Here is a 20,176-nt window from a genome sequence, read left to right as displayed (position 1 = left end):
GACTACAGCCACACCATGGCGAAGTCCTGGATCGGCCGCACGAGCAGCATCTTGGCCAGCTGGATGGCGATCAGCACGGCGATGGGCGACAGGTCCAGGCCGGCGATGGCCGGGATCAGGCGCCGGGCCGGGGCCAGGACCGGCTCGGCCAGGCTGTCGATCAGGCCGATGGCCGGGTTGTACTGGCCCGGGCTCACCCAGCTGAGGATCACGCGGATGATGATCACCACCAGGAACACGTTGAGCAGCAGGTTCAGCAGCTCGGCTACGGAGCGCACCGCCAGGAACCCGACGCCGACATGGGTGCCGTTGATCCAGTACACCAGTGCCAGGGTGCAGAACTGCAGCAGCACCATGAGTACGAGAATGGCGGTATCGGCGCGGCCCACCGGGGGCAGGAACCGCTTCAGCGGCTGCAGCGGCGGCTGCGTGACACGGATCAGGAACTGCGATACCGGGTTGCGGTGGTCGGCGCGGACCCACTGCAGCAGGAACCGGAGCATCAGGGTGAGGATGTAGAGGCCGAACAGCGTGTTGACAAGAAAGGCCAGAGGATCCGCGAGATATTGTCCGGTCATGCATGACTCCCGGTGTTGATGGTTGGTCCGTCAGTACGATCGACGCGCCAAGGCCGGCAGGGCCCGCACAAGCTGCCCGTCGCCCCTGGCCGCTCAGCTGCGGCCGAGCTCGTCTCCCAGCTCCCCGGCGCGCTCCGCCGCGGCCCGTAGGGCGCGGTCGACCAGGTCCCGCATGCCGCCGTCCTCCAGGCACTGCAGGGCCTGTTCCGTGGTGCCCCCCGGCGACGTGACCCGCTGGCGCAGCCGGGCGGGGTCGTCCTCGCTCTCCAGGGCCATCTTGGCGGCGCCCAGGGCCGTCTGCAGCGTCAGCAGGCGGGCGGTCTGCCGGGGCAGGCCCAGGCGCTCGCCGGCGTCCTCCATGAGCTCCATGAGCAGGAAGAAATACGCCGGGCCGCTGCCGGAGACGGCCGTGACGGCGTCCATCAGCGACTCGTCGTCCAGCCAGCAGGTCAGCCCGACGGCGCGCATGAGCGACTCCGCCAGGCTGCGCTGCTGCTCCGAGACGCGGGCATTGGCGTACAGCGCCGTGGCGCCGCTCTGCACCAGCGACGGCGTGTTCGGCATGACCCGCACCACCGGCAGCCCTTCGCCCAGCCACCGGGAGAGGTCCGCCTCGCGGATGCCCGCGGCGATGGAAATGACCACCGCGCCGTCGGCCGCCGCCTGGGGGCCGATCTCGGCGGCGACATCGCGGATGACCTGGGGCTTCACGGCCAGCACCACGCCGTCCGCGCCCCGGGCGGCTTCCAGGTTGTCGCCGGTGACGTGAACGCCGAAGGCGCCGGCGAGCTCGCCGCGCTGGTCGGCGTCCGGTTCCGCCACGCGGATGCGCTGCGGCGGAAAGCCGTCGGCGATCAGGCCGCCGATGAGGCTGCGCGCCATGTTTCCGCCGCCGATGAAGGCAATGGTCTGGTTATTCATGGTCACCTTCCCTGCTTGCTGAAGGTTGGTCTTGCCGCGGCCCGAAGATATCGGTGCCCACGCGGACCAGGGTGCTGCCCTCGGCGACGGCGGCCTCCAGGTCCGCAGACATGCCCATGGACAGAGTATCCAGATCGAGGCCCTGTTGTACCAGGCTCTCCCGGAGCTCGTGCAACTGGCGGAACGGCACGCGCTGGGCGTCGAAATCGGCGGCTGGGGCCGGGATGCACATCAGGCCGCGCAGGCGCACCCCCGGCAGCCCGGCGATACGCGCGGCCAGCTCCGGCACGGCCTCCGGCTGGAGCCCGGACTTGGTGGCCTCGCCGCTGACGTTGACCTGCAGGCAGATGTTCAACGGCGGCAGATGCTCCGGGCGCTGCTCGGAAAGACGCTTCGCGATCTTCTCCCGCTCCACACTGTGAACCCAGTCAAAGTGCGCGGCGACGGGTTTTGTTTTATTGGACTGCAGTGGTCCGATGAAATGCCAGCGCGCCTCGCCCGGGTCGAGGGCCTGCTGCTTGTCCCGGGCATCCTGGAGATAGTTCTCGCCGAAGTCGGCCTGCCCGGCGGCCAGGGCCTCCCGGATGGCGGCAACCGGCTTGGTCTTGCTGACGGCGAGCAGCGAGACGCTGCCCTCCGGGCGGCCGAAACGCGCCTCCGCAGTACGAATGCGGGTGCGCACGCGGGCGAGGCGTTCGGCGATCTGGGTCATGTTGCCTGGTTCCGGTGATCACTGTACGGTTGAGCGGCCCGCGCCATGCCGGGCCTCGCCGGACGCATCGAACAACAATCATCCGACAGCGCAGAGGATGCCCGATGGACATTGCCGACCTGCTTGCCTTTGGCGTCAAGAACAACGCCTCCGACCTGCACCTGTCGGCGGGACTGCCGCCAATGATACGTGTGGATGGCGACGTGCGTCGAATCAACCTCCCGGCCATGGAGCACCAGGAGGTCCACGGCCTCATCTACGACATCATGAACGACAAGCAGCGCCGGGATTACGAGGAGTTCCTGGAGACGGACTTCTCCTTCGAGATTCCCAACCTGGCGCGCTTCCGCGTCAACGTCTACAACCAGAACCGCGGCGCGGCGGCGGTGTTCCGGACCATCCCGTCCAACGTGCTGACCCTGGAGGATCTGGCGGCCCCGGATGTCTTCCGGGAGATCTCTGACAACCCCCGCGGCCTGGTGCTGGTCACGGGCCCCACCGGCTCGGGCAAGTCCACGACGCTGGCGGCGATGCTCAACTACAAGAACGAGAACTACCACGAGCACATCCTCACCATCGAGGATCCCATCGAGTTCGTGCACGAATCCAAGAAGTCGCTGATCAACCAGCGCGAGGTGCACCGGGACACGCTGGGCTTCTCCGAGGCCCTGCGCTCGGCGCTGCGCGAGGACCCGGACGTGGTCCTGGTGGGCGAGCTGCGCGACCTGGAGACCATCCGCCTGGCGCTGACCGCCGCCGAGACCGGGCACCTGGTCTTCGGCACCCTGCACACCAGCTCCGCGGCCAAGACCATCGACCGCATCATCGACGTCTTCCCCGCCGCGGAGAAATCCATGGTGCGGTCCATGCTGTCGGAGTCGCTGCGCGCGGTGATCTCCCAGAGCCTGCTCAAGAAGGTCGGGGGCGGCCGGGTGGCGGCCCACGAGATCATGATCGGCACCGCCGCTATCCGCAACCTCATCCGCGAGGACAAGGTGGCGCAGATGTACTCGTCCATTCAGACGGGGCAGGCCCTGGGCATGCAGACGCTGGACCAGTGCCTCCAGCAGTTGCTGCGCAAGGGGCTGATCAGCAAGCAGGATGCCCGCATCAAGGCGGTCAACAGGGACCTGTTCAACTGACCGGCGGGGAAGGCCCCGCGGTCCACGGAGGACACGATGGATTTCAACGCGCTGCTCGAGTTCATGGTCAACAAGAAGGCCTCGGACCTGTTCATTACCGCGGGCATGCCGCCGAGCATGAAGGTGGCCGGGCGCGTGACGCCCGTGACCAAGAGCAAGCTGTCGCCGGAGCAGACGCGGCAGGTGGTGCTGTCGATCATGAGCGAGGCCCAGCGCAAGGAGTTCGAGGAGAGCCGGGAGTGCAACTTCGCCATCAGCGCCTCGGGCCTGGGGCGCTTCCGCGTGAGCGCCTTCTACCAGCGCAACCAGCCGGGCATGGTGCTGCGGCGCATCGAGACGGTGATCCCGTCCCTGGATGAGCTCGGCCTGCCCGAGGTGCTGCGCGAGCTGGCCATGACCAAGCGCGGCCTGGTGATCTTCGTGGGCGCTACCGGCACCGGCAAGTCGACCTCGCTGGCGTCGATGATCGGGCACCGCAACCACAACAGCACGGGCCATATCATTACCATCGAGGACCCCATCGAGTTCATCCACCAGCACCAGGGCTGCATCGTGACCCAGCGCGAGGTGGGCATCGACACCCAGTCCTTCGAGGTGGCGCTGAAGAACACGCTGCGCCAGGCGCCGGACGTGATCCTCATCGGCGAGATCCGGACCCGGGAGACCATGGACTACGCCATCTCCTTCGCCGAGACCGGCCACCTGTGCCTCGCCACGCTGCACGCCAACAACGCCAACCAGGCCATGGACCGGATCGTCAACTTCTTCCCGCCGGAGCGGCAGAACCAGCTGTTCATGGACCTGTCGTTGAACCTCAAGGGCGTGGTCGCCCAGCAGCTGGTGCCGACGCCGGACGGCAGCGGCCGCGTGCCGGCCATCGAGGTTCTCCTGGGGACGCCGCTGGTGCAGGACAAGCTCCGCAACGGCGAGGTGCACGAGCTCAAGGACATCATGAAGCGCTCCGGCGAGCACGGCATGCGCACCTTCGACCAGCACCTCTACCAGCTCTACCAGGAAGGGCGGATCACCTACGACGACGCCATCCGCTACGCCGATTCCGCCAACGAGGTGCGGCTGCAGGCCAAGCTCGGCTCCGAGAGCCGCGAGCAGGACTATACCTCGGCCGCCGACGACATGAGCCTGGCGGACGATCCGCAACGCTGACGGGCGCAGCCACGGAGTGCCGATGAATACCGCAAGCGCGCCCGCCCGGGCCGACTACCGGGTGTTCTATCCCATCACCACGCGGTGGATGGACAACGACCTGTACGGGCACGTGAACAACGTCACCTACTACGCGTACTTTGACACCGCGGTGAACCAGTACCTGGTGGAGGAAGGCGGGCTGGACATCCACAACGGCCCGGTGGTGGGTTTCGTGGTCCGCTCCAGCTGCAGCTACCTGCGGCCGGTGGCGTTCCCGGAGCGCATCGAGGCCGGGGTGCGTGTCGAGCACCTGGGCAACAGCTCGGTCCAGTACGGCGTCGGCATCTTCCGCGAGGGCGACCCGGCCGTGTGCGCCCACGGTGAGTTCGTGCACGTGTTCGTGGACCGCGCCGCCAATCGCTCCGTGCCGATCCCCGACACCATCCGCGCGGCACTGGAGCGGCTGCGCACGGACTGAACGCCGCGTATCGCCGGCGGCGCCGCGGGTCAGTGGCGGTCCTCCAGCTTGCCGAAGCGCTTGTCGAGCACCTTCTCCAGGCGCTCCACCGCGGTGTTCACGGCATCGTAGGCGCTCTCGTCCAGCGCTTCGGCGGCCACCGGGTCAAGCCCGCGGGGGCGCGCCTCCAGCTTGCACTGCTTGTTCTCCTCGCCGCCCTTGGGGCCGTTGACGTCGGCGAAGTACGCCTCGATCCGGGTGAGCCGATCGCCGAAGCGCTCATCGATGGTCGCCAGGCGCTTGCGCAGATGGTCCGCCAGGGCCTCGGAGACGGTGATGTCCGGACCGGGGTTGATCTGTACCTGCATGAGCAACTCCCTCGCGCCTTGTGCTCGTGGACCTGCGGGCATTCGCATGCCCGCCGTCTTCTCGGGAAACGCTGAGCCATTCCCTAATGGACATGGCGGGTCCGGGAGCGTGTTTCAAGGGCGGCCGGGGCCCCCGGCGCCGGCGCGCCGGGGGCGAGCTGCTCAGGCGTTCGCGGCGCGCCGGTCGTCGGCCTGCCCGTGGGGCGGCAGGGCGTCCGAGCCGAAGTACTCCTCCGGCGTGAACACGTCCACCTCGATGGCCTCGGCCGCTGCGTCCCGCGCCTGCTGGAGCTGCTGCAGCTCGGATTGCGTGACGATGCCGGCGCGGTGGGCCTCGTCCATGATCTCGTAGGCGTGCCCCCGCGCCAGCGTGCCCTTCTTCTGCGCCCGGCGGATCTTGTCCGCGACGGGCGCCGCTTCCTGGTGTAGCCGGAATGCCCGCAGCAGCCGGCCTGCGCCCGGCGCGTCCTCGTCCGGGCGGACGATGCCGTCGGTGATGCGCCGGTAGGTGTCGCCCAGGCTCTGGATGCTTGCCGCGGTGGGCGCGGTCAGCCGGTCGCCGGGCCCCTGGGACAGCGGGTTGATGCGCAGGAAGAACGCGGCCGGCTTGCGCAGCCACCAGCCCACCACCGGGGCGTCGAAGTTGGCATGGATGCCCTCGAACGCCTCCTGGATCCGGGCCAGCGCGTGCTCGCAGGCATACTGGACCAGCGGCAGGTCCTCCTCGCGGCGGCCTTCCGCCTCGAAGCGGCGCAGCGCCGACAGGGCCAGGACCTGCCAGGTCAGGGCATCGGCGAAGCGGCCGGTGAGATTTCCCCGCGCCTTGAGCTTGCCGCCGATGCAGAACATGGCCAGGTCGGTGAGCAGCGCGAACCGCGACGAGGCCCAGGCCAGGCGCCGGTAGTACGTGGCCGTGGGGCCCGGGACCGGGCTGCCGGCGCTGTAGCCGCGGGTGAGGCCGCGGACTTTGGTGCGCAGCCAGTTGGCCGCCGTGTGACCCAGCCAGCCGGTGAGATGGCGACGGAAGGCGTCGCTGTCGTCGTCCTCCACGGCCCGGATCAACGGCAGGGCGTACGGGTGGCAGCGGGTCGCCCCCTGGCCGAAGATGATCAGCGTCCGGGTCATGATGTTGGCGCCTTCCACGGTGATGCCCACCGGGGCGCCGTGGTAGCCCGAGGCCAGGATGTTGTTGGGCCCCTGCATGACGCCGGCGCCCGAGAAGACGTCCATGCCGTCGATGAGCAGCTTCTGCACGGTCTCGGTGCTGCTGGACTTGAGCAGCGCGGAGACGACCGGCGGCTGCTCGCCGCCGTCGATGGCGGAGCAGGAATATACCCGGGCGCCCTCGAACATGTAGGTGGTGGCGGCGATGCCCGCGACCTTCTCCTGGACGCCTTCCATGAGGCCGATGGGGAAGCCGAACTGCTCGCGGATCATGGAATAGGCGCCGGTGACCGCGGCCGTGGATTTCATGCCGCCGATGGCGCCGGCCGGCAGCGAGATGGCGCGGCCGCCGGCGAGCTGCTCCATGAGCATGCGCCAGCCCTGGCCGGCGTAGTCGCGGCCGCCGATGATCTGCTCCGGCGAGGCGATGACGTCCTCGCCGATGATGGGGCCGTTGTAGAAGCCTTCGCCCACGGGCATGTGGTGGTCGCCGTTGTGCAGGCCGGGGGTGCCCTTGTGCAGCATGATCACGGTGATGCCGGGGTGCTCGCCCTTGCCCAGCAGGTTGTCCGGGTCGTGCATGCGGAAGGCCAGCGAGATCAGGTTGGCCACGGGGGCCAGCGTGATGTAGCGCTTGCGGAAGTTCAGGCGGATCTTCACCTCGCCGTCGTCGTCGCGGAACACCACGCCTTCGGCCTTGATGGACGCGGCGTCGGAGCCGGCGGTGGGCTCCGTCAGGCCGAAGCAGGGCACGTACTCGCCGCTGGCCAGGCGCGGCAGGTAGTGGCTCTTCTGCTCGTCGGTGCCGTAGTGCTTGAGCAGCTCCGCCGCACCCAGGGAGTTGGGGATGACCACGAAGGTGCCCACGGTGGACGAGTAGCTGTTGACCTTGGCCATGACCGCGGAGATGGCCAGGGTGGAGAAGCCCTTGCCGCCGTACTCGCGCGGGATCAGCAGGCCCATGAAGCCGTTGTTCTTGATGAACTCCACCGCCTCGTCCGGCGCCCGGCGCGTGCGCGCGATCTCGTAGGTATCGAGCATGCGGCAGAGCTCGTCCGCCGGGCCGTCGAGGAACGCCTGCTCCTCGTCGGAGAGGCGGTTGTAGGGCTCGCGCAGGAGCTCGCCGAAATCCGGGTTGCCGGAGAAGATCTGGCCGTCGATCCAGACGGTTCCGGCTTCCAGGGCCTGGCGCTCGGTATCGGAAATGCGCGGCAGGAGGTTGTTGGTGCGCATGAAGCGCATGAGGCTCGTAAACATGTCCATTCTCCCTGTCATACGGCGCGGGCCACCGCGCGTGACATGACTGCTGACCCGCGAACCCTTCGCGGTCGGTTCCATGACGTGCGGTGCAGTGACGCAACGCATCACCGCCGTCAGGCCAGGGTCCGCACCGGGTGCGGGCGCCGGGTGCGTGAGCAGACCCTGGTCACACTTGTACCATACTGCACCGTATGGTGGAAGCCTGACGGACGCGGCTAGGCCGCGGCAGGGACGGGCCGTTCGTGCTGCTCACCGACGCGGCCGCGCAGATGATCGCGGAGGGCGTCCAGGGTGGTCGGCGTGCCGACGACGACGGCGGCCGTCTGCCACCGGTCCTGGGCCGCGCGGCTGCGCAGCCATTCGTCCACCAGCGACGCCAGCGGCCCCTCGCGGCAGCCGGGCAACGGCTCGTCGTGGGCGATGCGGCTGGCAACGCCGGCGTCCTCCAGTACGCCGATGCCGGCAATGGCGCCGGCGGCGAGGCCCGGGACCATGTACCGGGACGGCCGCAACCGGAACGGCGCAGGGTCTGCGCCCAGGCCGACCAGCGCCAGGTGGATCGCCAGGTTCCGGCAGGCAAACAGCAGGGCCGGCAGGCCCGCCGTGTCGGCGATGATCACCAGCTCGCGTCCGGCCGGGGCGGCGGGGATCGTGTCACCGAAGGGGCCCGCCGGGCGGCAGCCGGTTCCACGGCCCCAGGCGGCGGTCACGGACGGGGCGCGGAAGGCCAGCCAGCCTTCCGCCGGCGAGTGGTCCAGCACCGGCAGCTCCAGATCCCGGTCCGGCCCCTGCAGCCGATACCACTGCCCGGCTGCGGGGGAGGCGCCGCCGTCCGCCGCCACGCGCAGGAGCCGGCTGGCATCGGGCAGCTCCGTGTTGCCCAGGACTCGGGTCACGCCGGCGCGGTCTCCTCCGGGTAGACCGGGGTGCCGTCCACCAGGGTGTGGCGGACGCGCCCGGTCAGCTCCCATCCCCCGAACGGTGTGTTACGGCCGCGGCTGAACAGCGCTTCCGGCGTAACCCACCAGGGGGCCCGGGGATCGACCAGGCAGATATCCGCCGGGGCACCGGGCCGCAGGGTGCCGCCGGGCAGCCCCAGCAGCGCTGCTGGGCCGCTGGTGACCCGTTCCACGGCGGTGAGCAGGGGCAGGGCCCCCTCGTCCTCCAGGCGCAGCGCCAGGGCCAGCAGGGTGTCCAGGCCCGAGACACCGGGCTCTGCCGCGACGAAGGGGACGGCCTTGGCATCGGCGTCGTGGGGCTGATGGTCCGAGCACACGGCCTGGATCACGCCGTCGGCCACGGCCTGGCGCAGGGCCGCGCGGTCACGCTCGCCGCGCAGCGGCGGCAGGACGTTGGCCGTCGTGCTGTAGCCGCTGGCGTCCATCTCCGTTAGAAACAGCTGGTGCATGGCCACGTCCGCGCTCACCGGCAGGCCGTCCCGCCGGGCCCGGGCCACCAGTTCGGCGCCGCGGGTCGAGGACAGGCGCATGAAATGCACCCGGGCGCCGGTTTCCTCGACCAGGGCCAGGGTGCGTGCCAGGGCCACGGTTTCCGCCGCCACGGGGATGCCCGCGATGCCCAGCCGGGTCGCCATCCAGCCCTCGTGCATGCTGCTGCCCCGGGTGAGATCGGGGTCCTGGGGCGTGACCATCACCGGCAGATCGTGGGTGGCCGCGTACTCCAGCGCACGCCGCAGGACCAGCGTGTTCGCCACCGGCTGGCCGCCGTCGCTGACGGCGACACAGCCGGCCCGCTTGAGGGCGGCCATCTGGCTGAGGTGCTCGCCGTCCAGGCCCGCCGTGAGCGCCCCCAGGGGGACCAGCCGGCTGGCGCCGGCCTTGTGCGCCTGGCCTTGGACCAGCTCCAGGACCGCCGTGTTGTCCACGGCGGGGCGCGTCGCCGGCGACGCACAGACCGTGGTGATGCCGCTCGCCGCGGCGGCGCGGAGCTCGCTGACGATGTCGGCCTTGTGCCGCGCGCCCGGCTCGCGCAGGTTGGTGCCCAGATCCACCAGGCCGGGCAGGACCAGCAGGCCGCGGGCGTCCAGGGTGCGCCCGGCATGGAAACCCTCGGGCGGCTCACCCAGGGCCAGGATGCGGCCGTCGCCGACGAATACGTCGGTGCTGCGGTCGATGCCCTGGGCCGGGCACAGTACGCGCCCGCCCCGGATGTGCACGCTGGCGCTCATTCGTCCTCCTCGGCGCGGCTGCCGCGGCCTTCCAGGCACATGGACATGACCGCCATGCGCACGGCGATGCCGTTGGTGACCTGGTTGAGAATCACGGAATGGGGCCCGTCCGCCACGGCGGACTCGATCTCGACGCCCCGGTTGATGGGGCCCGGGTGCATGACGATGGCGTCCGGGGCCGCCAGCGCCAGCCGCTCCCGGCTGATGCCGTAGAGCTGGTAGTACTCCTGCTCGCTGGGCAGCAGGGCGCCCTGCATGCGCTCGCGCTGCAGCCGCAGGGTGATGACCACGTCCACGTCCCGCAGCCCGGCCTCGATCTCGTGGTAGACGTGCACGCCGAGGCGCTCGACATCCCGCGGCAGCAGCGTGCGCGGCGCCACTACCCGGACCTCGCCGGCGCCCAGGCCGTTGAGTGCGTGGATCTGGGAGCGGGCGACCCGCGAGTGCAGGATGTCGCCGACGATGGCCACGCGCAGGGGCTCGAAGTCGCCCTTGTGGCGGCGGATGGTGTACATGTCCAGCATCGCCTGGGTGGGGTGGGCGTGCCGGCCGTCGCCGGCGTTGACCACGGCCACGTCGTCACCCACGTGCTCGGCGATGAAGTGCGCTGCGCCGCTGTCGGCGTGCCGCACCACGAACATGTCGCACTGCATCGCCTCCAGGTTGCGCAGGGTGTCCAGCAGGCTCTCCCCCTTGACCGCGGACGAGCTGCCCATGTCCAGGTTGAGCACGTCCGCCGACAGGCGCTTGGCGGCGAGCTCGAAGGTGGTGCGGGTGCGCGTGCTGGCCTCGAAGAAGAGGTTCATGACGGTGCGCCCACGCAGCAGCGGGACCGTCTTGATGGACTTCTCGATGACCCCGGTGAACGAGGCCGCGGTGTCGAGAATGCGCTCGAGCAGGTCCCGGGGCAGCCCTTCGGTGGTCAGGAAATGGCGCAGGCGGCCCTGGTCGTCAAGCTGGATGTCCCGTCGGCTCATGCGGCGTCCTGAATGGTCAGCTCCAGGGGGTCCGGGCCGTGCAGCTTGACGCGCTGGCCCTGGTCGAGAGTGATGCGCGTGCCGACGACGTCGGCGGCGATGGGTAGCTCCCGTTCGCCGCGGTCCACCAGCACGGCCAGCAGAACCCGCCGGGGGCGCCCGAAATCGAAGATCTCGTTGAGCGCGGCGCGGACGGTGCGGCCGCTGTAGAGGACGTCGTCCACCAAGACGATGTCGCGGTCGTCCACGGCGAACGGCAGGTTGGACGGCCGGACCTGCGGATGCACGCCGCGCGTGCCCACGTCGTCGCGGTAGAAGGCGATATCCAGCGTGCCCAGGGGGGTGCCGACGTCGAGGCGGCGGTGCAGCTCGTGGGCCACCCAGGCGCCGCCGGAGTGGATGCCGATCATGGCCGGGTCGTGGATGCCGCGCCGGTGCAGCAGGGCCTGCAGGTCGTCGCGCATGCGATCGAGCAGGGAAGGGACCGGGGCGAGCTCACTCATGGGGATCATCCGCTAGCCAGGTTTCCAGAATGACACAAGCGGCCATGCTATCAAGGGCGTCACCGCTGCCGCGAGCCGGCCTGCGCCGGCCGCGCGCGGCCAGCCGCTGCTCCGCCTCGCGGGAGCTGAGGCGCTCGTCCACCAGGTGCACGGTGATACCGAAACGGCCCTCGAGCTGGCGGGCGAAGCGTTCCGCGCCCAGGGTGACCGCGTTCGCCGTGCCGTCGGCGTGTTCCGGGCGGCCGACCACCATCGCCCCGGGCTGCCATTCGCGGATGATCGCCTCGATGGCGTGCCAGTCGGGCTTGCCCTCGGCGGCGCAGGGCAGCGTGGTCAGGGGGCGGGCACCCCCGGTGACAGTCTCGCCGACGGCGACGCCGATCCGGCGACGCCCGTAGTCGAAGCCGAGCAGCGTGCTAGTGTCCCGACTGGCCGTCACGCGTGCCCGGCGTCGGACGACAGCAGGGTCATGTCGACGCCGAGCAGTGCCGCGGCGGCCTGCCAGCGTTCGCCGCTGTCGCGCTCGAAAATGATATCCGGGTCGGCGGGGCCGTTGAGCCAGGCGTTCTGCGCCAGCTCCTGCTCCAGCTGGCCCGCCTCCCAGCCCGCGTAGCCGAGCGCCACCAGGTAGCGCCGGGGGCCTTCGCCGCGGGCGATGGCGGCGAGAATGTCCCGGGACGTCGTGACGCTGACGTGATCCGAGACCTGCAGGCTCGAGTCCCATTCGCTGTCCGGGCTGTGCAGCACGAAGCCGCGCTCGCGCTGCACCGGCCCGCCCATGTAGACGGTCTGGCCGGCGATCGCTGCGGACACCGGCTCGATCTCCAAGTGCTCCAGCAGCTCCCCCAGGGTGACGTCGGTGGGGCGGTTGATGATGATGCCCAGTCCCCCCTCGGCGTTGTGCTCGCACAGGTAGGCCACGGCCTGGTGGAAGTTGGGGTCTTCCAGCGTCGGCATGGCGATGAGGAAATGATTGGTCAGGGAAGCTTGTTCGTCCATGGGTCACAGTATCCGTCAGTGCATGGCGGCGGCTCAATAGCGGTTACTCGACAGCCGCCGCGCCCGGAGGTACGGCGGCGGCGCGCAGGAGCACGCGGGAACCCGTCGTCCTTAACGTGCCTGCAGCTCGCCGTCGCTCTCGAACTGCCAGGTCCGGGTGATGACCAGCTGGTCCTTGCCGTCGAGGACGTCCTCGGGAATGGACGGAAAGGGCCCGGCCAGCTCCACCACGCGCCGGGCCGCCTGATCCAGGACGGCATGGGCGGATTTCTCCAGGATCTTGATCTCGACGACCTCGCCGTCGGGAGCCAGCGTCACCTCCACGATGAGCCGGCCGGAGAGCTGCCGGCGGCGCGCCTCGTCCGGGTAGTTGAGATTGCCCACCTGCTCGATGCGCTCGATCCACCCCTGCATGTAGGCCGCTGCGTCGTGGGCGCGGGTGCGGGCGTTGATGCGGCGCTTGGAGGGGTAGCGCGCGTCCCAGTCGATGCGCTGGCTGGTGTCGGCGATGTCCCGGGCGACTTGCTCGTTCGCCTGGATCATGTCGCGGTTGGGCGAGTGCTCCGGCTGCGGCTCGTTGACCTCCGGATCCGGTACCTGCTCGTCGGCCTCGTCCGTGGTGACGGTGCGACTGTCGTCGGCGGCGGGATCCGGCTGGCGCTCCGGCGCCGCGGAGACGGCATCGCTCATGTCCCGGGGGTCGGGGAGCAGCGAGCTCGGCTCCGACGGGCGCATGGCCTCCTCGGCGGTGCCGCCGCCCTGCTGGTCGTCCGGTGCCAGGAAGTCGTAGTCCTCGGGGGCTTCCTCGGAAGGGGACTGCGCCAGGGTGATCTCGATGAGCGGCGGCGTGTCCGGCCGGCCCGGGGCGATGGTGAAGCCCACGCCCAGGATGACCGCGCCGTGGAGGGCAGCGGCCATGAACAGGGTCATGCCGAGGCGGTCGCCGGGGTTGATGCGCGGCTTGCTCATGTGGGTCGTCGGGGGTCCCTGCCGTCACTGTCGAGCCGCCGCAGCAGACTCGCCGCTATCATACCATTGACACAGCCGGTGGCGATCGCAGCGGTGAGCAGCACCGGCAGAATTACCGGCAGCGACGGGTGGGGCACCAGCCACTGCCAGGCCAGGAGGAACTGGCCGCTGACGTGGGCGAGGCTTGCCAGCAGGCTCAGGCCCACCGTGCCGATCCCCGGGATGCGGCATGCCGCGGCGAGCGTGGCGGCGGCCGCGCCGGCGCCGGTGAGGCTGAGCAGGAACGTGGGCGCGAGAAAGGTGCCCAGCAGCAGCCCCCCGGCCACGACCCGCAGCAGGGCCACCCAGGCCGCGGTGCCTGCGCCGAAGCGCTGCAGCACCACGACCACGACGATGTTGGCCAGCCCCGGGCGGACGCCCGGGATCGGGCTGGGGATGACGGCCTCCGCCACGTGGATGGCCACGGCCAGCGCCGCCAGGTGCGCCACCCGGAGGTCCGAGCGCTCCGGGGTCAGTGTCCGCGACAGCCGCGCGGGCGCTGCCGGATGCCTACCAGGTAATGCCATCCAGTTCCGTCTCCGTGGTGCCGGGGATGGCGACGACGACCCGGTTGGGCAGGCAGACCGTCGCGGCCCCGGGGCGGTCCAGCCAGCCGTCGCGGACACAGATCCTGCGCCGGCCCGGGGAGTCGGTGACGCGGACCCGGCCCTCGCTGACCTGGATGCGTGTGGTGCCCAGGGGGCCCTCCACGGCGTGGACCCCGTCCCGGCGGAGGTCGATGCGCAGCACGGTCTCGTCCTCGACCCGGACCGTGGCGTACCGGGCCGCGCTGCCCCCGGGCTGCCACAGCGCCATGTACAGCGTTGCCGTGCCGGCCATCGCCAGGACCAGGATGGCGATGTCCACGCGGGTCATGGCAGCTCGACGGTCTCGAACGTCATGTCGGCCTCCCGGTCGGGGTCCAGCCGCCGCGCCATGGCTGGTGTCGCCCGGACCCGCTGTTGCGGCGTGATCACCAGCACGTGGTCGAGCTCCAGCTCCGCCGCCACGCGCCGCCAGTCATCGGGGCCGGCCACCATGAGCGCCGTGGCCGCCGCGTCGGCCAGGGCCGGATCCTCGTGGATGACCGTCACCGCCCGCAGCCCCCGCGCCGGCCGCCCGGTGTCCGGATCGAGAATGTGATGGTAGCGATTGCCTTCGTGCTCGAAGCGGCGCTCGTAGTCGCCGGAGGTGAACACTGCCTCGTCGGCGTCGACGCTTAGGGTGCCGACCACGCCCTCGGCCTCGGGATGACGTATGCCGATGCGCCAGCGGCGCTGCCCCGGCTGCCGGATGGTCACCAGGTCGCCCCCGGCATTGACGATGCCGGCATCCACCTCCGTCGCCGCCAGCTGCTCGTGGACCTCCGCCAGGGCGATGCCCTTGGCGACGGCACCGAAATCCAGGCGCATGTCGCGGGTATCGGTGGTCACCATGTCGCCGTCGCGCTCCAGGTCCGCGGCGCTGTGGGGGTGCGCGCGCCAGTCCCGCAGGAACGCATCGGACGGCGGCTGTGCCTCGCCGGAGAGGTCGCCGTGGAACCCCCAGGCCCGGGCCAGTGCGCCGATGCCCGGGTCGAAGCGGTAACCGGTGCGCCGGGCCAGGGGCAGACCCTGGTCGAAAAGCGGGCGCAGGGGGCCGTGGATGCGGGCCCGCCCCTCCTTCCGGAGCTGCTCGTTGAAACGGGTCAGGGCGCTGTCCTCCCACGCGTGCCAGGCGTCATGGCGCTGCCGCAGGTGCGCCTCCATCTCGGCCAGCAGCGGCTCCGCCCGGTCGTCGGGAAGCCCGTAGAGGCTGATGTCCACCATGGTTCCGAACACCAGCATGCGCCGGTGATGGACATCGGGTTCGCCGCTGCACGCCGCCAGGACAGCGGCCGCCAGGCCGAGGGCCAGCAGGCGGCGCCCGGCGCGGCGTATCCGCTGCCCCGGGGTCATGGATCGGCAGCGAGGCGATCCAGGAGATCGCCGCCGATATCGCTTCCGTTCAGGGCATCCAGCTCCCGCACGCAGGTGGGGCTGGTGACGTTGATCTCGGTGAGGAACTCGCCGATGACGTCCAGGCCGACGAAGCGCAGGCCCCGGGCGACCAGCGCCGGAGCGACCTGGCGGCAGATCCACCGGTCACGCTCGCTCAGGGGGACGCTCTCGCCGCGCCCGCCGGCGGCGAGATTGCCCCGGGTCTCCCCGGCGGCGGGGAAGCGCGCCAGCGCGGTGGCCACCGGCTCGCCGTCGATGACCAGGATGCGCTTGTCGCCGTCGCGGATCTCCGGCAGGTAGCGCTGGGCCATGATGTACTGGCTGCCGCCCTCGGTGAGCGTATCGATGATCACCGAGGTGTTGGGGTCGCCGTCGGCCACCACGAAGATGGAACGCCCGCCCATGCCGTCCAGTGGCTTGAGCACGGCCTTGCCCTGCTCGCTGATGAACGCCCGCAGGCGTTGCGGCGCGCTGTCCACCAGGGTCGGTGCACAGCATTCCGGGAAATGGGCGGTGAACAGCTTCTCGTTGGCGTCCCGCAGTGCGGCCGGCCGGTTGACCACGCGTGCGCCGGCGGCCTCGGCACGTTCCAGCAGGTGGGTGGCGTAGGTGAACGCCGCGTCCACCGGCGGGTCCTTGCGCATGAGGATGATGTCCAGATCGCCCAGGGGCAGCGATGCCCCGGGACCGAGCTCGTACCAGTCCGTCCTGCGGTCGCGCACGGTCACCGGGCGCGTATGGCCCCAGGCCTCGCCGTCACGCAGGAACAGGTCGCCCAGCTCCAGGTAGTGGAGTTCCCAGCCGCGGGCCTGGGCGGCGAGCAGCAGCGCGAACGTGGTGTCCTTCCAGGGCTTGATGTGGTCGATGGGGTCCATGACGACCCCGAGGCGAACGCTCATGGGACGGGAGCTCCGTGTCGTGTTTCCGGTGGGCCGTGCGGTACCCGCATGACGGACCAGTGGGCAGCGGTGCGTGAACGCGTGTTCTGCAAGCGACAGTGTTCACAGTTTTGCTCTGTCGGCTCTGGTAGCGTCGACTTCCAGTGGTTCGCCGGACCGGTGCGCAGGGCGGGCTGCAGCCCGTGGCGAATTGCGGGGACGTGCCGCCAGCCGACGATCTGGCGCGCGCCAGGGCCATATGTTACACAGGGCAGTACGGCTATGGAACGGATGCCGCTCGGTGCCGCCACACGCGGCAGGGTACAACGAGTTTGAGTCGGGGGAGCCGGTGGATAACGAAAGCTCACAGGAAGGACTCTCGGGCCTCAAGGTCATGGTCATTGACGACAGCAAGACCATCCGGCGAACGGCCGAAACGCTGCTGAAGAAGGAAGGCTGCGAAGTCATTACCGCCAACGACGGCTTCGAAGCCCTTGCCAAGATTGCCGACCTGAAGCCGAGCATCATTTTCGTGGACATCATGATGCCGCGGCTGGACGGCTATCAGACCTGCGCGCTGATCAAGCACAACCAGATGTTCCGGGATACGCCCGTGATCATGCTCTCGAGCAAGGACGGCCTGTTCGACCGGGCACGGGGGCGGATCGTCGGTTCGCAGCAGTATCTGACCAAGCCGTTCACGCGGGAAGAGCTTCTTGGCGCCATCAAGCGCCACATCAATCAGGCGGCATGACACGCCTGCCAGGAGGGCGGATGCCCCGGTGCGCAATGCAGGCGTGCCCCACGGGGTGCGTGCGCCGGAGCCATCCGGACAGAGAAAGACGGAACGGGAGACAGTCTGAATGACCCGGGTTCTCATTGTTGATGATTCGCCGACGGAAACCCATGTGCTGCGGGAGATGCTGGAAAAGCACGACTACCAGGTCTCGGTGGCCGACAACGGCGAAGACGGTATCAAGCTGGCCCAGAACGCGGCTCCGGACGTCATCCTCATGGATATCGTCATGCCCGGCGTCAACGGCTTTCAGGCCACCCGCAAGCTGACCAAGGATCCGGCCACTGCCGGCATCCCCATCGTGATCATCAGTACCAAGGACCAGGACACCGATCGCATCTGGGGCATGCGCCAGGGGGCGCGGGACTACATCAGCAAGCCGGTGACCGAGCAGGAGCTGCTGGAGAAGATCGAGGGTGCCCTCAAGGGCTGATCACGGGATGGCGGCCTCGGCTTTTGACGCACTGCTGGAACTGGAACGCCTGGGCCGTGAGCACGGCGCGGACCTGCCTGCCCGGGAGGAGCCCGGTGAGGACTGGGTCGGGGTGGGTTTCCGGCTCGGCGGGCAACGCTTTGTCGCACCCATGGCGGAGGTCGCGGAGCTGCTGAAGTATCCGGACCTGGCTCCGATCCCGCGCACGAAGTCGTGGGTTCGCGGCATGGCCAACGTGCGGGGGACGCTGCTGCCGGTGATGGATCTCAACGGCTATCTCGGTGAGCACGTCTCCAGCCTGACCCGTCTCAGCCGGGTACTGGTGATGCCGATCGAGAATGCCTACACGGGGGTCCTGGTGGATGAGGTCTTCGGCATGCGGCATTTCCCGAAAGAGAACGTGGGCGCGGCACCGGAGGGTGTCGAGGCCCGCTACGCCCCGTATGTCACGGGGCAGGTGGAGGATCAGGGGGAGCGCTGGCTGGTGTTCAGCATGCGGGCGCTGGCGGAGGACCCGCAGTTCCTGATGGTGGCCAGCTAACACTCCCGGACGCGGTGCGGCCGCTTGCCCGGGGCAGGATTGCTTTGGAGGGACGATAACCATGAAAGGGGCGCAAAACCCGGCATCGGCCGAGGGGATTCGCAAGGCGGTCACGGCGCTCAGTGCGCTGGTGATCGTGGCCATCATCCTGATGGTGGCGAGCTTCGGCTATTCTGCCTATTACGCGCGGTTCGACGCCGAGTACCTGGAGCGCGCGGAAGCCGTCCGGGTGCTCTCGCAGACACTGGCCAAGAACGCCTCGGAGGCGGCCAACGGCAACACCGACGCGTTCTTCATGCTCGATGACGCCCGCGGCCAGCTGGGCGAGCACATCGCCATCCTCGCGGAGGGCAATCCCGAGACGGGGCTGCCGGCGACCGAGGAGATCAGCGGTGAGGCCGCCGACGCTCTGACCATGGTCCAGCGGCCGTGGAACCTGATCGACGAGGACACGGACGCCATTCTCAACCGCCAGGACATGGTGGTGCGGGTCAACGAGCTCGCCGAGCGGTTCCGTGTGGCCGTGCCCCGGATCCAGCGATCCGCCGAGGGTCTCGCCAGCAGTCTCGCGGAGGCCAACGCCCCCGCCTCCCAGAGCTACCAGGCCGGCCAGATCGCGCTGCACGCCGAGCGTATCGGCCGCAATACCGGCGAGATGCTGCGCGGCGGCATCGGCAACGTGACCGCCGCCGACCGCCTGGAGCGAAGCAAGGAAGACCTGCGCACCGTGCTCAACTCCCTCCAGGGCGACGGAGCGTTGTCGGTGCCCGCGATCAGCGGCGGCCAGGCCGCCGAGACGCTGAGCGAGATCGACGCCCGGTTCAGCGAGCTCGAGGCCCAGGTCGAGGAGATCCTGGCGGGGTCGCCGGACCTCTACGAGGTGCGCGACGCCTCCGAGCGGATCTTCGTCAACTCGGACCGCCTCGAGGCGACCACCGACCATCTCCTGGGTGTGTACCGTGGCCTGTCCGATCAGCGGCCGCTGCAGGAGTGGTACGGGTTCGCCTTCGGCGGCGTGGCCCTTGTCCTGCTCGTGGGCCGCGGCTTCCTCACCCGCGTCCAGGCCCGCCGGGAGCTGGCCGCGGCCGAGGAGGAAAAGCGCCGCACCGACGAGCAGTCCAAGCAGAACCAGCAGGCCATTCTCGATCTCCTGGACGAGATCCAGGGGCTGTCCGAGGGTGACCTTACCGTGCAGGCCTCGGTGGGCGAGGCGTTCACGGGCGCCATCGGGGACGCCTTCAACGACGCCATCGACGCCCTGCGAAGCCTGGTGACCACCATCAACGACACCTCCGTCCAGGTCTCCTCGGCGGCCCAGCAGACCCAGGCGACGGCCATGCACCTGGCCGAGGCCTCGGACCACCAGGCGCACCAGATCACGGCGGCCTCGGCGGCCATCAACGAGATGGCGGTGTCCATCGACCAGGTGTCCAAGAACTCCGAGGAGTCGGCGGAAGTGGCGCAGCGCTCGGTGGAGCTGGCCACCAAGGGCGGCGAGACCGTGCGCCGGACCATCAACGAGATGGACTCCATCCGCGAGCAGATCCAGGAGACCTCCAAGCGCATCAAGCGCCTGGGCGAGTCCTCCCAGGAGATCGGCAACATCGTCGAGCTCATCAACGACATCGCGGACCAGACCAACATCCTGGCCCTGAACGCCTCCATCCAGGCCGCCATGGCCGGCGAGGCCGGCCGCGGCTTCGCGGTGGTGGCCGACGAGGTGCAGCGCCTGGCGGAGCGTTCCGGTAACGCGACCAAGCAGATCGAGGCGCTGGTCAAGACCATCCAGACCGATACCAACGAGGCGGTCATCTCCATGGAGCAGTCCACCGCCGGGGTGGTCAGCGGCGCTCACCAGGCCGAGGAGGCGGGCGAGGCGCTGCGCGAGATCGAGTCCACCTCCCAGCAGCTGGCCGGGCTCATCCAGAACATTTCCGAGGCGGCCCGGCAGCAGGCGGAGGCCGCGTCGAACATCTCGGACACCATGAACGTCATCCAGGAGATCACCTCCCAGACGTCGGCGGGCACCAACGAGACGGCCACCTCCATCGGCAACCTCGCGGATCTCGCCAACGAGCTGCGTGAGTCCGTGGCCGGGTTCAAGCTGCCCGAGCAGCAAAGCTGAG

The 20,176-nt window shown here is 69.7% G+C and carries 23 protein-coding genes; 7 read left to right on the top strand and 16 right to left on the bottom strand.

Features of this window, described 5'->3' with window-relative positions:
- Nucleotides 1-2: 2 nt before the first annotated feature.
- The 3 genes from QWY84_RS00735 to QWY84_RS00725 form a co-directional block, all read right to left on the bottom strand.
- Nucleotides 3-578: a YggT family protein gene (locus QWY84_RS00735; RefSeq protein WP_290200480.1), complete on the bottom strand. Its 576-nt coding sequence runs from the start codon at nucleotides 576-578 to the stop codon at nucleotides 3-5.
- Between the two features lie 93 nt (nucleotides 579-671).
- Nucleotides 672-1,499 carry a pyrroline-5-carboxylate reductase gene (gene proC, locus QWY84_RS00730; protein ID WP_290200479.1) on the bottom strand — a complete coding sequence of 276 codons (828 nt, stop codon included), beginning with the start codon at nucleotides 1,497-1,499 and terminating at the stop codon, nucleotides 672-674.
- Nucleotides 1,492-2,211, bottom strand: coding sequence for a YggS family pyridoxal phosphate-dependent enzyme (locus QWY84_RS00725; RefSeq protein WP_290200477.1), 720 nt, complete (start codon nucleotides 2,209-2,211; stop codon nucleotides 1,492-1,494). The genes proC and QWY84_RS00725 overlap by 8 nt, the downstream gene beginning before the upstream one ends.
- 104 nt (nucleotides 2,212-2,315) lie before the next feature.
- On the opposite strand from QWY84_RS00725, the gene QWY84_RS00720 reads away from it, so the two are divergent.
- From QWY84_RS00720 to QWY84_RS00710, 3 genes are read left to right on the top strand one after another with little or no spacing between them, the layout of a single operon-like run.
- Nucleotides 2,316-3,353: a type IV pilus twitching motility protein PilT gene (locus QWY84_RS00720; RefSeq protein WP_290200476.1), complete on the top strand. Its 1,038-nt coding sequence runs from the start codon at nucleotides 2,316-2,318 to the stop codon at nucleotides 3,351-3,353.
- Between the two features lie 36 nt (nucleotides 3,354-3,389).
- Nucleotides 3,390-4,517: a PilT/PilU family type 4a pilus ATPase gene (locus QWY84_RS00715; RefSeq protein WP_290200475.1), complete on the top strand. Its 1,128-nt coding sequence runs from the start codon at nucleotides 3,390-3,392 to the stop codon at nucleotides 4,515-4,517.
- A gap of 22 nt (nucleotides 4,518-4,539) precedes the next feature.
- Nucleotides 4,540-4,977 (top strand): acyl-CoA thioesterase, encoded by a 438-nt coding sequence (locus QWY84_RS00710; RefSeq protein ID WP_290200474.1) that lies wholly within the window; start codon nucleotides 4,540-4,542, stop codon nucleotides 4,975-4,977.
- 29 nt (nucleotides 4,978-5,006) lie between these two features.
- On the opposite strand, the gene QWY84_RS00705 is transcribed toward QWY84_RS00710, so the two are convergent.
- From QWY84_RS00705 to gshB, 13 genes are all read right to left on the bottom strand, one after another.
- A complete protein-coding gene (locus QWY84_RS00705) occupies nucleotides 5,007-5,324 on the bottom strand; it encodes an HPF/RaiA family ribosome-associated protein (RefSeq protein ID WP_290200473.1) in 318 nt (105 codons plus the stop codon).
- A 162-nt stretch (nucleotides 5,325-5,486) separates the two neighbouring features.
- Entirely contained in the window at nucleotides 5,487-7,745 is a 2,259-nt protein-coding gene (locus QWY84_RS00700) for an acyl-CoA dehydrogenase (protein WP_290200471.1), read from the bottom strand.
- A 218-nt stretch (nucleotides 7,746-7,963) separates the two neighbouring features.
- Nucleotides 7,964-8,644 (bottom strand): ferredoxin reductase domain-containing protein, encoded by a 681-nt coding sequence (locus QWY84_RS00695; RefSeq protein WP_290200470.1) that lies wholly within the window; start codon nucleotides 8,642-8,644, stop codon nucleotides 7,964-7,966.
- Nucleotides 8,641-9,936: a dihydroorotase gene (locus tag QWY84_RS00690; protein WP_290200469.1), complete on the bottom strand. Its 1,296-nt coding sequence runs from the start codon at nucleotides 9,934-9,936 to the stop codon at nucleotides 8,641-8,643. Before QWY84_RS00690 ends, QWY84_RS00695 begins: the two co-directional genes overlap by 4 nt.
- Nucleotides 9,933-10,913, bottom strand: a complete 981-nt coding sequence (locus QWY84_RS00685) for an aspartate carbamoyltransferase catalytic subunit (RefSeq protein WP_290200468.1) — start codon at nucleotides 10,911-10,913, stop codon at nucleotides 9,933-9,935. Before QWY84_RS00685 ends, QWY84_RS00690 begins: the two co-directional genes overlap by 4 nt.
- Complete coding sequence (gene pyrR / locus QWY84_RS00680; RefSeq protein ID WP_290200467.1) at nucleotides 10,910-11,416, bottom strand: bifunctional pyr operon transcriptional regulator/uracil phosphoribosyltransferase PyrR; 507 nt, start codon at nucleotides 11,414-11,416, stop codon at nucleotides 10,910-10,912. Before pyrR ends, QWY84_RS00685 begins: the two co-directional genes overlap by 4 nt.
- The gene (ruvX, locus tag QWY84_RS00675; RefSeq protein WP_290200466.1) at nucleotides 11,409-11,855 is read right to left on the bottom strand and encodes a Holliday junction resolvase RuvX; all 447 of its coding nucleotides are present in this window, start codon (nucleotides 11,853-11,855) and stop codon (nucleotides 11,409-11,411) included. The genes pyrR and ruvX overlap by 8 nt, the downstream gene beginning before the upstream one ends.
- Nucleotides 11,852-12,415 carry a YqgE/AlgH family protein gene (locus tag QWY84_RS00670; RefSeq protein ID WP_290200465.1) on the bottom strand — a complete coding sequence of 188 codons (564 nt, stop codon included), beginning with the start codon at nucleotides 12,413-12,415 and terminating at the stop codon, nucleotides 11,852-11,854. Before QWY84_RS00670 ends, ruvX begins: the two co-directional genes overlap by 4 nt.
- 111 nt (nucleotides 12,416-12,526) lie before the next feature.
- Nucleotides 12,527-13,384, bottom strand: coding sequence for an energy transducer TonB (locus QWY84_RS00665; RefSeq protein ID WP_290200464.1), 858 nt, complete (start codon nucleotides 13,382-13,384; stop codon nucleotides 12,527-12,529).
- Complete coding sequence (locus QWY84_RS00660) at nucleotides 13,381-13,950, bottom strand: Gx transporter family protein (RefSeq protein WP_290200463.1); 570 nt, start codon at nucleotides 13,948-13,950, stop codon at nucleotides 13,381-13,383. Before QWY84_RS00660 ends, QWY84_RS00665 begins: the two co-directional genes overlap by 4 nt.
- A complete protein-coding gene (locus QWY84_RS00655) occupies nucleotides 13,934-14,299 on the bottom strand; it encodes a NusG domain II-containing protein (RefSeq protein ID WP_290200462.1) in 366 nt (121 codons plus the stop codon). The genes QWY84_RS00660 and QWY84_RS00655 overlap by 17 nt, the downstream gene beginning before the upstream one ends.
- Nucleotides 14,296-15,360, bottom strand: a complete 1,065-nt coding sequence (locus QWY84_RS00650) for an FAD:protein FMN transferase (RefSeq protein ID WP_290200461.1) — start codon at nucleotides 15,358-15,360, stop codon at nucleotides 14,296-14,298. The genes QWY84_RS00655 and QWY84_RS00650 overlap by 4 nt, the downstream gene beginning before the upstream one ends.
- Nucleotides 15,357-16,301 (bottom strand): glutathione synthase, encoded by a 945-nt coding sequence (gshB, locus tag QWY84_RS00645; protein WP_290200460.1) that lies wholly within the window; start codon nucleotides 16,299-16,301, stop codon nucleotides 15,357-15,359. The genes QWY84_RS00650 and gshB overlap by 4 nt, the downstream gene beginning before the upstream one ends.
- Nucleotides 16,302-16,674: 373 nt before the next feature.
- Here gshB and QWY84_RS00640 point away from each other — a divergent pair, with 373 nt between their 5' ends.
- The 4 genes from QWY84_RS00640 (at nucleotide 16,675) to QWY84_RS00625 (ending at nucleotide 20,175) form a co-directional block, all read left to right on the top strand.
- Entirely contained in the window at nucleotides 16,675-17,034 is a 360-nt protein-coding gene (locus QWY84_RS00640; protein ID WP_290202656.1) for a response regulator, read from the top strand.
- A 109-nt stretch (nucleotides 17,035-17,143) separates the two neighbouring features.
- Entirely contained in the window at nucleotides 17,144-17,509 is a 366-nt protein-coding gene (locus tag QWY84_RS00635; protein WP_290200459.1) for a response regulator, read from the top strand.
- Entirely contained in the window at nucleotides 17,493-18,050 is a 558-nt protein-coding gene (locus QWY84_RS00630) for a chemotaxis protein CheW (protein WP_290200457.1), read from the top strand. Before QWY84_RS00635 ends, QWY84_RS00630 begins: the two co-directional genes overlap by 17 nt.
- Before the next feature lie 61 nt (nucleotides 18,051-18,111).
- Nucleotides 18,112-20,175 carry a methyl-accepting chemotaxis protein gene (locus tag QWY84_RS00625; protein ID WP_290200456.1) on the top strand — a complete coding sequence of 688 codons (2,064 nt, stop codon included), beginning with the start codon at nucleotides 18,112-18,114 and terminating at the stop codon, nucleotides 20,173-20,175.
- The last annotated feature ends 1 nt before the right edge of the window (nucleotide 20,176 follow it).

It is taken from the genome of Aquisalimonas lutea (genome assembly GCF_030409225.1).
GTDB classification, from domain to species: Bacteria; Pseudomonadota; Gammaproteobacteria; order Nitrococcales; family Aquisalimonadaceae; genus Aquisalimonas; species Aquisalimonas lutea.
Note: the sequence above shows the minus strand (reverse complement) of the source record. Positions and strands in the feature narration are given on the sequence as shown.